General features: G+C 42.6%; 14 protein-coding genes. All 14 read right to left on the bottom strand.

The window, feature by feature from the left end:
• On the bottom strand, nucleotides 1–614 hold a 614-nt coding region (locus RDS42_RS06300), incomplete at its 3' end, for an amino acid ABC transporter permease (RefSeq protein WP_308782889.1).
• A 159-nt stretch (nucleotides 615–773) separates the two neighbouring features.
• Nucleotides 774–1,571, bottom strand: a complete 798-nt coding sequence (locus RDS42_RS06295) for an amino acid ABC transporter substrate-binding protein (RefSeq protein ID WP_334307433.1) — start codon at nucleotides 1,569–1,571, stop codon at nucleotides 774–776.
• 210 nt (nucleotides 1,572–1,781) lie between these two features.
• On the bottom strand, nucleotides 1,782–3,890 hold the full coding sequence (locus tag RDS42_RS06290) for a glycoside hydrolase family 13 protein (RefSeq protein WP_308782888.1): 2,109 nt from the start codon (nucleotides 3,888–3,890) through the stop codon (nucleotides 1,782–1,784).
• 284 nt (nucleotides 3,891–4,174) lie between these two features.
• Nucleotides 4,175–5,989: an ATP-dependent zinc metalloprotease FtsH gene (gene ftsH, locus RDS42_RS06285; protein WP_308782887.1), complete on the bottom strand. Its 1,815-nt coding sequence runs from the start codon at nucleotides 5,987–5,989 to the stop codon at nucleotides 4,175–4,177.
• Nucleotides 5,990–6,004: 15 nt separating this feature from the next.
• A complete protein-coding gene (gene hpt / locus RDS42_RS06280; protein ID WP_308782886.1) occupies nucleotides 6,005–6,535 on the bottom strand; it encodes a hypoxanthine phosphoribosyltransferase in 531 nt (176 codons plus the stop codon).
• A complete protein-coding gene (tilS, locus tag RDS42_RS06275; RefSeq protein ID WP_308782885.1) occupies nucleotides 6,528–7,934 on the bottom strand; it encodes a tRNA lysidine(34) synthetase TilS in 1,407 nt (468 codons plus the stop codon). Before tilS ends, hpt begins: the two co-directional genes overlap by 8 nt.
• An 18-nt stretch (nucleotides 7,935–7,952) precedes the next feature.
• Nucleotides 7,953–9,446, bottom strand: a complete 1,494-nt coding sequence (locus RDS42_RS06270) for a SpoIIE family protein phosphatase (protein WP_308782884.1) — start codon at nucleotides 9,444–9,446, stop codon at nucleotides 7,953–7,955.
• Nucleotides 9,447–9,557: 111 nt separating this feature from the next.
• The gene (locus tag RDS42_RS06265; protein WP_308782883.1) at nucleotides 9,558–9,872 is read right to left on the bottom strand and encodes a septum formation initiator family protein; all 315 of its coding nucleotides are present in this window, start codon (nucleotides 9,870–9,872) and stop codon (nucleotides 9,558–9,560) included.
• Nucleotides 9,844–10,296, bottom strand: coding sequence for a spore cortex biosynthesis protein YabQ (yabQ, locus tag RDS42_RS15000; protein WP_369124211.1), 453 nt, complete (start codon nucleotides 10,294–10,296; stop codon nucleotides 9,844–9,846). Before yabQ ends, RDS42_RS06265 begins: the two co-directional genes overlap by 29 nt.
• A gap of 15 nt (nucleotides 10,297–10,311) precedes the next feature.
• Entirely contained in the window at nucleotides 10,312–10,578 is a 267-nt protein-coding gene (yabP, locus tag RDS42_RS06260; RefSeq protein ID WP_308782882.1) for a sporulation protein YabP, read from the bottom strand.
• An 84-nt stretch (nucleotides 10,579–10,662) separates the two neighbouring features.
• Nucleotides 10,663–10,902, bottom strand: coding sequence for an RNA-binding S4 domain-containing protein (locus RDS42_RS06255; protein ID WP_308782881.1), 240 nt, complete (start codon nucleotides 10,900–10,902; stop codon nucleotides 10,663–10,665).
• 60 nt (nucleotides 10,903–10,962) lie between these two features.
• Nucleotides 10,963–11,241 (bottom strand): HU family DNA-binding protein, encoded by a 279-nt coding sequence (locus RDS42_RS06250; protein WP_022066502.1) that lies wholly within the window; start codon nucleotides 11,239–11,241, stop codon nucleotides 10,963–10,965.
• A 141-nt stretch (nucleotides 11,242–11,382) separates the two neighbouring features.
• Nucleotides 11,383–11,769 (bottom strand): MazG nucleotide pyrophosphohydrolase domain-containing protein, encoded by a 387-nt coding sequence (locus tag RDS42_RS06245; protein ID WP_308782880.1) that lies wholly within the window; start codon nucleotides 11,767–11,769, stop codon nucleotides 11,383–11,385.
• Between the two features lie 12 nt (nucleotides 11,770–11,781).
• Nucleotides 11,782–13,515 (bottom strand): phospho-sugar mutase, encoded by a 1,734-nt coding sequence (locus tag RDS42_RS06240; protein ID WP_308782879.1) that lies wholly within the window; start codon nucleotides 13,513–13,515, stop codon nucleotides 11,782–11,784.
• Nucleotides 13,516–13,729 lie beyond the last annotated feature (214 nt).

Raw genomic sequence — 13,729 nt, 5'->3', positions numbered from 1 at the left:
TCCATGATCCAGGCAACCACAAAATTAAAAATATAATAAAATACTCCTGCGATCATAAAAGGCATAACCGTTGTCTCTGCAGCCGCGATCTGTTTTGCTCTTGCAAACATCTCAATATAAGATACAGAGTAAACAAGGGAAGTGTCCTTTACCAGGGTGATCACCTCATTTGTTACAGACGGAAGAACAATCTTTACCATCTGAGGAAGAACAATCTTAAAAAACGTCTGCTGTCTGTTATATCCAAGAAGCTGTGCTGCTTCATACTGTCCGGCTGGAATAGACTCAATACCGGAACGGTAGATTTCTGCAAAATAAGCCGCATAATTTAAAGAACATCCCAGAATGATAGCGGTAAATTTATATCCGCCAATGTTCATCCCCCACAAATAAAAAGGACCAAAATACCACAACAGCAGCTGCAGCATCAGAGGCGTACCTCTCATAATGGAAATATAGCATTTTACCAAAAGGCTTAACGGTTTAAATCTGCACACTCTTCCAAAGTACACTACAAGTCCCAAAGGAAGGGAAAACAAAAGTGTCAGGCAGAAGATCATCAGTGTTGATCCAAAACCTATGGTAAGCTGTTCCAGCATCACCTGAAAACTCATATTCTTTCCTCCGTGATCATAATAAATTTTATAAATTCTCTTTGTCACAAATAAGGCTGCTGCACCAGTTGACCATCAACCTGCACAGCAACCTATCTTGTCTTCATTCTCTATTCAGTTATATCTCAAACACACGAAGCTTCTCTGCCCGAAATATACTTATTCTGCTGTCTCTTCTGTATCAGCATCTTCAGCAGTCTCTTCTGCTGCTCCAAGGCTTACCATATCGGCGATCTCATACTTTTCAGCCAGTTCCTGAACAGTTCCATCATCCGCAAGCTTCTGAAGATCTGCATTTACGATATCGCAAAGCTCATCGTTGCCTTTCTTAAATCCAATCGCATACTGTTCTGTATTCAGGCTTTCTTCCAGCATCACAAATCCTTCTCCTCTGGATTTGATCTGATATTTGGCAACTCCTACATCAATTGCCAATGCATCCAGAGCGCCTGCCTGAAGCTCTGTAAATGCTGTATTGTAATCTGCAAATTCATTCAGGGCTGCAAAAGTATCTGCCAGTTCCTTCTGACCGCCCTCTTCTTCGCTCTGAAGCACGTCCAGCGCTGCAGAAGCTGCCTGTACACCCACAGTCTTACCTGCAAGATCTGTAAGCTTTTCAATACCTGAATCTTCCGCTACAACGATCACCTGGCTGTTGTCTACATAGGGAACAGAAAACGTATATTCATCTTCTCTTCCATTCATGGTAAATCCGTTCCAGATACAGTCAATAGAACCGGAATTCAATTCCATATCCTTGGAATCCCAGTTAATCGGCTTCTTCTCCAGTTCCCATCCTTCTATATCACAGACTGCCTGAGCAAGTTCCAGATCAAAACCTGTATATTCTCCATTCTCATCCATATATCCATATGGCGGATACTCTGCATCAAAACCTACGATCAGAGTCTTATCTTTTACTCCTGCCTGTACACTGACTCCCGTCATCATCCCCATAGCCATAAGTGCTGCCATCATTACTGCAACTGTTTTTTTCTTCATAATGTAAATCTCCCTTACCCTTATTTTGCTCTTTCATGTTATCACGTAATCACTCTACCATGTGAAAGTATTGATATCGTAACATACCATGAAAAGACTGTCAAGACGAAATCTCAGAATATTTACTTATAAATAAAATGGCTCCCTTACAACTGCAGAGAATTCCTACAGAACATCTTTATGGTGAAGAATCGTCGCACTTCTTGCCGGCAGATACAAATTGAGGGATCCGGCCCGTGCAATGATCTGTTCTTCTTTGTCTATGAAACCGTCCTGGCTGGACAGCATCAGTCTGGTGATCACAGATTCTTCCAGTCTGGTAATCCCTGTCTGCCAGATATCCAGCATCACTTCTCTTCCTTCGTCACGATTATTGATGACCACAATAATCTGTTCTGTATGGGAAAATCTTCCATAGCAAAGTCCCTGGTAATCATTCCAGAGAAATTTTAAAGAACCTGTTCTTAAAATCCTGTATTTTTTATGCAGGGCAATCATTTTTTTATGGAAGAGGATCAGATCCTGGTCTTCTTTTCCCCAGGGATAAGTTCTTCGGTTATCTGGATCTGTAAATCCACATACTCCAGCCTCATCCCCGTAATAAATAGTAGGTGCTCCAGGCCAGGTCATCTGTATCGCTACTGCCTCTCTCATAACTGCCTTGTTAATATTCTGAGATGCCGCCTCCGGACCTGCATAGGAAATTCTTCCTACTCTCCGGTTTGTTCGTGTAAGGAAACGGGAATGATCATGATTGGAAAGTTCGTTCATAGCCGTATGAAGCGCCGACATATGGAGAGAACGCATATGATGCATCATAGCACCGATAAAAGCATTGCTGTCTCCATAAAGATCTTCCCGGTATTCATCACTGTGCTTTTCCATACCTGTCAGAAACCAGGTTACCGGCTCCATAAAAGCGTCATAGTTCATCACAGAATCCCACTCGTCTCCCTGGAGCCATCCTTCCGGATTTCCATAATGCTCTGCAAGAATCAGGGCATCCGGATTAGCCGTTTTGACCACTTTTCGAAAATCTTTCCAGAAATGATGATTAAATTCGCTGCTGAATCCCAGATCTGCAGCCACATCCAGTCTCCATCCATCTGCATTAAAAGGCGGAGACACCCATTTCTCAGCCACCTTCAAAATATGATCGTATAATTTCCCGGAACCTTCATAATTCAATTTCGGCAAGGTTTCGTGAGTCCACCAGCCGTCATAGGAATTATTATAAGGCCATGCATTTTCATCATGAAAATTAAAAAAAGACCGATAAGGGCTTTCGGCAGAAATATATGCTCCAGGTTCATAGCCCTCCTGTCCTTCATAGATCCTTTCTCTGTCCATCCATTTATTAAAGGATCCACAGTGATTAAACACACCGTCCAGAATCACCTTCATACCTCTCTTATGAAGTTCTTCTACTAATTTGATAAACAGCCTGTTGCTGGCTTCCAGATTTTCTTTTTCTGTTACACGCCGGATATATTTCCCTGCGTGTGAATTATCCATATCCCCAGGATTCAAAAGCTCATCACTGTCATTTACGATTTTTCCTAAATGCGGGTCTACATAATCGTAATCCTGACAGTCATATTTATGGTTGCTCGGAGACACAAAGACAGGATTCAGATACACTACTTCAATTCCCAGCTCTTTCAGATAATCCAGCTTGTCAATGATCCCTTTTAAATCGCCTCCGTAAAACTCTCTGACGCCCATCACTGCCGGTATCTTGCCCCAATCCTCTACGTGCTGGCAATGCTCTCCCAGATAAGCATATTCTCCGGTCTGTACATCATTATCCGGATCCCCATTGCAAAATCTGTCTGTATAAATCTGATACATAACAGCCCCTTTTGCCCAATCCGGGGTATGATATCCCGGGTAAATCTCAAAATTGTCTCTTTCCTGGATTTCTGTACTGACTCCCATACTGTTATAATAACAGGTGATCCATCCATAATGGATTTCAAAATAATATCGGAAGACTTTATCCGGCATGGTGATCTTTACACCATGGTAGTCAAACCCCTTCAGAGTTTTGTATACTTTCATCTTGTATTTCACGCCTTCTGATACAAGATATACAGAATCCACATTATTTTTCTGTGTCCGAAAGCTGATCATTACATTTTCTCCTGCCTCCGGCTCTGACGGATTTCTGTAATATTTTGTTCCGTCACTAAAAAAAGCGTCTTTATTCAATACTGCACGCATATTAAGAATATACTGCATTTTTTTCATTACATCCTCTTTTTCAAGCCTCATAACTCATTCCCCTTTAATTTAAGCATATGTTTATTCTATCTTAATTTTAACAAAGTTACAATAAAAAGCCTTGTTTTAAGACAGTAAAAAAGCCAGCGGGATAAGCTGGCTTTTTTGGAGAAGGTATTTCTTCTTATGGGGTGTAGCAAAAACTATATAATGTATTGGGGGGTTTTTACGATATATATAATAGCATGAGTCAACAAATAAGTGTGCACAAAGTTCACAAAAATGCATGTTTGTTTTTAGTTATATTGTACATGCCTATTTTAAACTTACAAAACTCACTCTGTAAAAAGTGCCTCAAACTCGTCTCGCTGTACCTTTTCCTTCTCTAAAAGAAGGGCTGCACATTTATGAAGGACATCCTGATGCTGGAGAATGATCTCCTTTGCACGCTGATGGCATCCATCAATGATATCATGGATCTCCTGGTCAATTTCCTTGGCAACCTCTTCGCTGTAGCTTCTTGTATGTGCAAGATCTCTTCCGATAAATACTTCATCGCCCTCGTCTCCATAGGCGATCAGTCCCATCTTATCAGACATACCATACTGCATCACCATAGCCCGCGCTGTGCTGGTGGCGCGTTTGATATCATTGGAAGCACCGGTTGTGATATCTCCGAAAATGATCTCCTCTGCCACACGTCCGCCCAGAAGAGTGGTAATATCCTGAAGCATTTTTCCTTTTGTGTTAAACATTTCATCATTTTCCGGAAGAGGCATGGTATATCCTGCCGCTCCTATTCCTGTAGGGATAATGGAAATGGTATAAACCGGGTCCATATCCGGAAGAACGTGAAACAGGATCGCATGTCCGGCCTCATGATAAGCTGTGATCTTTTTCTCTTTCTCAGAAATCACTTTGCTGCGTTTTTCAGCTCCAATGCCTACCTTAATAAAGGCGTGTTTGATGTCCTGCTGCATGATATAGCTGCGATTTTCTCTTGCTGCCATGATAGCAGCCTCATTCAGAAGGTTTTCCAGATCTGCTCCGGTAAATCCTGCTGTGGTCTGAGCGATCTGTCCCAGATCCACATCTTCTCCCAGAGGCTTGTCCTTGGCGTGGACACGGAGGATTTCCTCACGTCCTTTAATATCCGGACGTCCAACTGCTACCTTCCTGTCAAAACGTCCCGGACGGAGTATAGCCGGATCCAGGATGTCCACACGGTTGGTTGCTGCCATAACAATAATACCTTCATTGACGCCAAATCCATCCATCTCCACAAGAAGCTGGTTCAGTGTCTGTTCGCGTTCATCATGACCGCCGCCCATACCGGTGCCTCTCTGTCTAGCAACTGCATCGATCTCGTCAATAAAAATAATACACGGCGCATGTCTTTTGCCTTCCTCAAAAAGATCACGGACACGGGATGCGCCCACACCTACAAACATTTCTACAAAGTCCGAACCGGAAATAGAAAAGAACGGAACTCCCGCTTCTCCGGCCACTGCCTTTGCCAGAAGAGTTTTACCAGTTCCAGGAGGGCCCACAAGAAGCACACCTTTCGGAATTCTGGCACCCACACTGGTATACTTCTGAGGTGCTTTTAAAAAGTCTACAACTTCTACCAGGTCTTCTTTTTCTTCCTTAAGACCCGCTACATTCTGGAAAGTTACTTTTTTGTCGTCCGGAAGCATCATCCTTGCCCGGCTTTTACCGAAATTCATCATCTTAGAATTACTTCCGCCGCCTGACATTTGTCTGTTCATCATCATGAACAGAAATATCACCAGACCTCCTGTCAGCAAAAGAGGGAGAAGGGTTGTCAGGAACATATTCTGCTGAGGAACATTTTTGACCTGGGCAAAAATATTATTTTCTGCCAGCATCTGCTGTGCCTCTTTTACATCTGTTACATAAACACGTTTCTGTCCTTCCCCTTCTATATCTGCTGTTACAGAACCAGTTGGTACTTCCCTGTTCTGATAAATAACTGCTTCATGCACTCTTCCCTTTTCTGCTGCCTGCTCCAGTGCCTCTATGGTATAATCACTCTGATTCGTGACCTGGTTGTTCAGGTAAAAATATCCTGAAACCAAAAGAACGATCAGAATCAGGTACAGGCCAATTCTGCTTGGCTGTTTACTCACTTACTGAATCTCCTTTCACTCATTGTCCAACTCTACCACGCCGATAAACGGGAGATTACGATATTTCTGGGCATAATCAAGCCCGTATCCCACAACAAATTCATCCGGGATATTAAAACAGCAGTAATCCACTTTTACATCCTTTACCCTGCGCTCCGGTTTGTCCAGAAGGGTGCAGAGACGTACGCTATTCGGATTACGGCCTTTCAGGATCTCGATCAGATAGCTGAGCGTTCTTCCTGAATCAATGATATCCTCCACGATCAAAACGTCCTTTCCGATCAGCGGCTGATCAAGATCTTTCACGATCCTTACCACTCCGCTTGATTTTGTATCATCTCCATAGCTGGATACAGACATAAAATCAAGAGATACCGGGACTGTGATTCTCTTTGCCAGTTCACAGGTAAAGAACACGCCTCCCTTAAGGACACAGATCAGATGGATCTCCTTTCCTGCGTAATCCCTGCTGATCTGTGCAGCGATCTGTCTGATCCTGGCATCCACTTCTTCTTCACTGAGAAGCACTTTGATTTTTTCACTCATTACATTTTCCTCCTTGGTATTTGATTTCTAACACATTCTTAGTTTCAGATGTGATCTTATACCTTTCATTTATTCTTCCGCCCACCATCCAGAGAACCTCATTTCCTGCTGCTGCCAGAGGAAGGCTCTCTCTGTATTCACGGGGAATTTTCTCATCGATCATACATCTGGTTATTTTTTTTCGCTGACCTGAACTGTTTACAATGAGATAATCCCCTGTCTTTCTGGTTCTGACAGAGATATCGTATTTTATTTTATCATAATCCAGCCATTTCGTATACTTCTTTTCACAAATCTTCTGATCTGACCAGTGAAATATTTTTGTTTCGAAACAACCGTACGGACAGTTCAAAACACCCGGCACAGGAAGTAAATATTCTTTATTTTCCGGCGTCTCCTGAACTTTTGCAGCTGTAATCCGTATTCCTTCATAGATTCTTTCTGCCAGCAGTCCAAATGGAAGACTGATTTTCGCGCCTGTGCACGATCTGTAAAGATCCATTACTTTTTTCACATGGATCATGGAAAGATCGCGGACATTTCCAGTAAGCAGTTCTACTGCTTCCCGTATGGCATACTTCTGGAGAATCTCTTCCTTTTCAAAAAAATCATCCAGAAAAAGAAAGTTTTTTTCTTCTGTACGTGCAGCTTCTGCCAGCTGTCTTCCCTGGTGTGACAAATACTCATCCGCCTGGCCGATCAGCTCTGACGTTTCTGTCATGTGGTTTACCGCACGTTCATTGATCTCCGCTTCCAGAACAGGGATCACATGATGGCGAATCCGATTTCTGGTATATTCATCTTCAAGATTGCTGCTGTCCAGAACGCAGGGAATCTGTCTTTCTTTTAAATATTCGTCAATTTCTTTTCTCTCTAAACACAGTACCGGACGTATGATCCCATCTTTTTCCGGTTTCATGGGAGAAAGCCCTCTCAGACCGGTTCCACGGCAAAGATGATGGAGCATGGTCTCTGCAAGATCGTTTTTATTATGTGCCAGCGCGATCACACTTCGTCCCTGCCCGGCTCTCTCTGTTTTTGCAATTGTTTTACAAAAAGCCTCTTTTCTCACCTTTCGTCCGGTTTCTTCAAGACCATTTTTCCAAAGCGCAGAAAGCCCCGGGACATCATAGCAATAGGTCTGACATGGAATTCCCTGATCTTTGCATGTTTTTTCTACAAGCATCTGATCTCTCTCTGCTTCCATTCCCCGAATCCCATGATTTACATGAACCACCTGAAGCTCATACCCATATTGCTTTTGCATACGCCTTAAAAGATCCAGCATCGCCATAGAATCTCCGCCTCCGGATACTCCGGCCACTACCAGACTGCATCTGTCAAAAATTCTGTTTTTTTCTGCAAAAGTACATACTTTTGTATAGATCTTTTCCTGCATAGTACTCCCTGCTTCATTTTATTTGCGCAATATACCGGCAACCAGAACTGTCATGTCGTCCTTTGCCCGGTAATCGCTGTATCCCAATACACGTTCCAGGATTCCCCGGCTAATTTCCCTTGGATTTTCCTCCTGAATATCCATAATGATCTCTTTCATGGTTGCTTCCTCCCTTTCTATGGGAAGTGCATCCAAAACCCCGTCCGTCATCATGATCAGATAATCTCCATGATAGAGCTTACGTGAAGCCGTATCAAAATCAATCTGCTGCATTAATCCTGCCGCAAGGCTTTCTGATGAAACCGCCTCCACCCAATGATCTCTTTTTATAAAAGTGGATGCTGCTCCTGCTTTCAGAAAACTGCAGACTCCTGTATAAAGATCCAGAGCACAGATATCTACTGTAGAAAACATTCCCTCACGTCCCTTAAGCACAAGTGCAGAATTCACCATACGGGCTGCCGTCTCCTGAGAAAAACCAGATTCAAGAAATTGTTCCAAAAGCTCTACTACCGTCTCACTTTCCCTGCACGCATCTACTCCTGACCCCATTCCATCAGACAGACACATAACAAATCTTCCGCCTTCGTTCTGACTGAAGATATAATTGTCGCCTGAAATTTTTTCTTCTTCCCTGGTCAGCTTGGAAGCGCCGTATATAACCTGATAACTGACATCTTCTACAAAATGGACGGTATGATATTCATTATTAACAATACACCGGCTGTCCTGGGCAGATGTCATTGCACATTCGCAAAGCCCGGACAGCATCCTTGCAATCTCTGTAACAGAAACACACTTTCCATTTTTTGTTTTCATGGTAAGGAACATCTGTCTTCTTCCTTCTACTTTGTCCATCACCCAGGTGTTTTTCAAAAGAATATGCTTCTTTTTTAGTATTTTTTTCAAATTATCCTGAAGATCAGGCTCTGCCGGAGAGATATCATAAAGATCCTCTGCCACTGTCCCCATGATCCTGGCAGTTTCCGTCAGCTGCTGTGCTACTGCCAGACGGTTCTCGATCATTCGATTGCTCCATATAAGATTCTGCTTTTCTTTCAAAAAGTTTTCTCTGACAATCTCCAGATACTGCACGGAATGACAGCACAGCTCTGCCAGACGGCATCGAACAGCTTCTTCCTCTTCTTCATTCCCCTCTTCAATAGCACGGATAAGGGCTTCTCCGCCTTTTTTCATAGTTTCTGTATTTTGTCCCCAGCAGATTTCTTTATGATAACATCTGCTGCACATATCTTCCGTTGTATCCTGCAGGATTTTTTCGATCTGTCCGCTGCTAAGGTACTCCTTGCGATAGGGCATCCCATAAAAAGTATCCGCCAGTTTCTGAAAAGAATCAGCATATCGTACCACCTTATCTTTTTGGGGATGATTTTCGCAGAACTCATACCGATTCTTCTTTTTGTGCATATGACCTGCCAAAATAGTTTTTGCCATGTCCCGCAAAATCAGCAGCATACTGATCACGAGCATGGCAATCATCCATTCCTGCATATTTCGCCTCCCCCCTGCACACTTCATCAAGTGTTTATTATAAGGGGCAGGCTATAAAATATCTGTCAAACCACGACGACTGTATCCAAAAATTTTTCACCAAAATACGAGTTATTTTTCTTCTTCAAATACCGTCTCATTATCCTTTACAAGTCCCAGTCTGTCTCTGGCAACTTCTGCGGCATACTCGTCTGTCTGCATGTATTCCTTACGGTTATCTATTTCTTCTGTCCGTTCTTTTTCATCCTGGATCTGCTGCTCCAGTTCGGCAGCCTGCGCATCATAGTAGGCAATCCTGTTCCGGAGATTTTGACTCTGCATAGCCAGGCCTGCAAGAAGCAGGAGAACAACCATTGAGATCACAGCCATACCGAGATAATTATTTGCTATTCTTTTTTTATTTTTTCTTTTTTTTGATTTTTTCAAACTGAATGATCCTCTTCTTTTCCAAAAAATGCTTTTTACGCACAGTCTGGTGCTTATACACTAAAATATTACATCTTCTAATAAGAAATAGCAACCTCTTTATAGAACTTTTTACAAAATTCACAGGTATTCCACAGGCAAACCGGATCATTTTACGAAATAAAGGACCTGCTGTAAAGCTGCACAGCCATGCTCCGAAAACATTACCTAAAAGCAGAAAAAATCTTAATATCCCCTGGTTGGTTCTGTAGACAACAATAAAAATGAAAATCCCTGCTGCCGTCCAGTAAATCAGATCCTCTACCGACACTGCTGTTCGGGAATGAGGAATAAGATTTCTCAAAGCAGCCAAAAACTCATAGCACAGGCAAAGGACTGCTCCCATTCCTGCCGATAAAAGAAACAGGAGCAGCTCATATTCCATATAGCCGCTCATAATTTACCGAAACATCCGCTTCAGCAGAGATTCTTCTTTCTTTTCTGTACTTTTTGATAAATACGTAATACTGTTTACTTCTCCCTCAATATCAGCTTCCCCTTTTTCAAGATTCAGACGCTTTACATGGAGCCTTTCTCCTTTTATTGACATTTTTCCGGCTTCTGTTGCAAACAGTATCTCGCTTTCATTAAAAGACTGGATATCCCGAACCCCTGTAACCGTACCTTCCTGACGATTTCCAAGAGTCAGATTATGAGTTTGTGGCATTTTTTTCTCTTCCAGAAAGCCCGCCTCCCGCCATATCTTTCCCTAACCAATCTATGAAATGATCATGTCAAATAGACTTCTCTTTTACAGATATCGAAACATATTTTCTGCATCTTCTTTACGGACAGTCTCTTTTACATCCAGGACTTCAACCTTAACGCTCTTTCCTCCAAACTGGATCTCAATCATATCGCCTGCCTTTACAGCAGCAGATGCCCGGGCAGGTTTTTCATTCAGAAGAACTCGTCCTGCGTCACAGGCCTCATTTGCCACAGTTCTTCTTTTGATCAGACGAGATACCTTTAAATATTTATCTAAACGCATAATTACCTCCGATTACATAAAATAAGGGGGAACAAAACTGTCCCCCCTTTTGCACGCACATTATTTATCGTTTACAAGATCCTTTAAAGCTTTGCCTGCTTTGAATTTCGGTGCTTTGGAAGCTTCGATTTTCATGGTTTCACCAGTATGAGGATTTCTTCCCTCTCTTGCAGCTCTCTCGCTTACTTCAAAGGTGCCAAATCCAACCAGCTGGATCTTACCACCCTTCTTGAGCTCAGATGCTACAACATCGGTGAAAGATTTCAGAACTGCTTCTACATCTTTCCTGGAAAGATTTGTCTCTTTCGCCATTGCTGCTACTAATTCTGTTTTATTCATGGTGTTTCCTCCTATAAAATGCTCTCTTTCTTTATTATCGCGTTATGCTTCCTGTCAATCACACGCTATCTTCTATTTATATACCTTTTCCTATGGATTGTCAAGGTTTTTTGCGCTAAAAACCTTGCATCAGCGCCACATTCAGCGTGTTTTCGATCTTTGTTCTTTTTCCTTTTTTTTCAGTTCATCCCAGGTAAGCTTTACCGCTTCTTTGTCTTCCGGAGAAAAAATTTTCGGATGACGAAACTGCATTTTTGAGGATATTCCTGAAATCACATCTTCAATCGTAAAAAGACCTTCTTCCTGGGCAATGACACTGTGAAGCGCTACCTGAAACAGCACATCACCCAGTTCCTCACAAAGGTTTTCGCTGTCATTTTCATTTTTCAGACGGTCGATTCCTTCCAGAAGCTCATTTGTTTCATTGACCAGATAAGGTTTCAGGCTTTCATGAGTCTGAGCTTTATCCCAGGGGCAGTTTTTTCTCACTGCCCTGACTACTTCCATAAATTCATCAAATACTTCCATATCTCACCACTGTTACATCATTGCATTTACCATAGCAAGGACAGCCTCGCCCATAACTGCTGACCTCTGGTCTGCATCTTCAAGAGAAGTTCCCTTTACGCCATAGTAGAATTTTACTTTTGGCTCTGTACCGGAAGGACGTACGCATACCCATGCATCATCAGTCAGATCGTAATAAAGAACATTGGAGTTCGGAAGGCCAGTCGGTCTTACCTCTCCTGTTGCCAGATCTGTGATTGTATCTTTTTTGTAGTCTCTTACTGATACTACTTTGTATCCGGCAAATTCTGCCGGAGGATTCTTCCTGAGTGTATCCATGATCTCCTGGATCTTCTGGAGTCCTTCGATACCTTTCAATGTAACAGATTTGATATCATCTTTATAATATCCATACTGTTCATACATTTCGATCATTGCATCCCACAGAGTCTTGCCCTGAGTCTTATAGTATGCTGCAGCCTCGCAAAGCGCCATAGTTGCCACAATAGCATCCTTATCTCTTGCATATGTACCGATCAGGCAGCCATAGCTCTCCTCAAATCCGAAAAGATATGTTCCCTTTCCGCTGTTTTCAAATCCAAGGATCTGCTGTCCGATGAATTTGAAACCAGTAAGAACTTCGATCAGGTTCACACCGTATCCTTTTGCGATGGCATCAGCCAGATTGCTGGTAACGATTGTCTTAATAAGGGCTCCATCCTCCGGAAGGCTTCCGTTTACAGCCTTGCGCTGACCGATTTCATAATTTGCAAGGAGACATCCTGACATATTTCCGGTAAGATCATGATATTCTCCGTTTTTATCTTTTACACGTACGCCCAGACGGTCTGCATCCGGGTCTGTAGCAAGTACAAGATCGGCATCGATCTCTTTTGCCAGTTTCAGACCAAGCTCAAATGCTTCTGCCGCCTCCGGGTTCGGATAGCTGACAGTTGGGAAATTACCGTCTGGAAGCTCCTGCTCTTTTACAACATATACATTTTCAAATCCAAGTTCTTTCAGGATTCTTCTTGCCGGAATATTTCCTGTTCCGTGAAGAGGTGTGTAAACGATCTTCAGATTTTTGCCTTCTGCCTTAATAGCATCATGGTGGATCACCTGTTTTTTCAGTTCTTCCATGTAGGCATCGTCAATATTCTGTCCGATCACTTCATAAAGACCTGCTTTTTCTGCCTCAGCCTTGTCCATAGTCTTAACTGTATTCCAGTCAGAGATTGCCTTAACCTCTCCCATGATACCGCTGTCATGAGGCGGAGTGATCTGAGCGCCGTCCTCCCAGTAAACCTTGTAACCATTATATTCCGGCGGATTGTGACTGGCTGTCACGTTAATACCTGCGATACATCCCAGATGGCGGACTGCAAAGGACAGCTCCGGTGTAGGTCTTAAGGATTCAAAGATATATGCCTTGATTCCATTTGCTGCCAGGCAAAGAGCTGCTTCCTGCGCAAATTCAGGAGACATATTACGAGAATCGTATGCAATTGCCACTCCCTGAGATTTTTTGTCAACCTTTGCAATATAATTGGCAAGTCCCTGAGTTGCTCTTCTTACTACATAAATATTCATGCGGTTTGTTCCTGCGCCGATGATTCCGCGCAGACCTGCTGTACCGAATTCAAGATCCATGTAGAAACGTTCTTTTATTTCATTTTCTTCTTCTGCGATGTTTTTCAGCTCTTCCTTGGTTGCTTCATCGAAGTATGGGTTTGCAAGCCACTGCTCATATACTTCTCTGTAATCCATACCGCTATACCTCCCTATGTGTCTTGTTTTTTTGCGTCCGTAGTACGAACAGTTTATAGCTTTGATTATACACCTGTTTTCCGAAAAAGGGAAGTACGAACCGCCTTTTATCTGAAGCATTCTTTGCAGAATCTATCCCATTTTTCTCTTTGACGGATAAGCATCTTAAGCTTTTCTGTGTTTTTTTCCGAAATCCAGGCCTTATTATGCGTAT

Origin of the sequence: uncultured Blautia sp. (assembly GCF_902497045.1) — a bacterium.
Taxonomy (GTDB): Bacteria; Bacillota; Clostridia; order Lachnospirales; family Lachnospiraceae; genus Blautia_A.
The sequence above is the reverse complement of the archived record's forward strand: the minus strand, read 5'-3'. Positions and strand labels throughout refer to the sequence as shown.

Coding starts and splice junctions, on each gene's coding strand:
- RDS42_RS06270 (WP_308782884.1), bottom strand. CDS start 9,446: ATGCAGGAATGGATGATTGCCATGCTCGTGATCAGTATGCTGCTGATT.
- tilS (WP_308782885.1), bottom strand. CDS start 7,934: ATGCAGGAAAAGATCTATACAAAAGTATGTACTTTTGCAGAAAAAAAC.
- RDS42_RS06295 (WP_334307433.1), bottom strand. CDS start 1,571: ATGGGGATGATGACGGGAGTCAGTGTACAGGCAGGAGTAAAAGATAAG.
- RDS42_RS06245 (WP_308782880.1), bottom strand. CDS start 11,769: ATGGAAGTATTTGATGAATTTATGGAAGTAGTCAGGGCAGTGAGAAAA.
- RDS42_RS06290 (WP_308782888.1), bottom strand. CDS start 3,890: ATGAGGCTTGAAAAAGAGGATGTAATGAAAAAAATGCAGTATATTCTT.
- yabP (WP_308782882.1), bottom strand. CDS start 10,578: ATGCCACAAACTCATAATCTGACTCTTGGAAATCGTCAGGAAGGTACG.
- hpt (WP_308782886.1), bottom strand. CDS start 6,535: ATGAGTGAAAAAATCAAAGTGCTTCTCAGTGAAGAAGAAGTGGATGCC.
- RDS42_RS06255 (WP_308782881.1), bottom strand. CDS start 10,902: ATGCGTTTAGATAAATATTTAAAGGTATCTCGTCTGATCAAAAGAAGA.
- RDS42_RS06250 (WP_022066502.1), bottom strand. CDS start 11,241: ATGAATAAAACAGAATTAGTAGCAGCAATGGCGAAAGAGACAAATCTT.
- yabQ (WP_369124211.1), bottom strand. CDS start 10,296: ATGGAATATGAGCTGCTCCTGTTTCTTTTATCGGCAGGAATGGGAGCA.
- RDS42_RS06240 (WP_308782879.1), bottom strand. CDS start 13,515: ATGGATTACAGAGAAGTATATGAGCAGTGGCTTGCAAACCCATACTTC.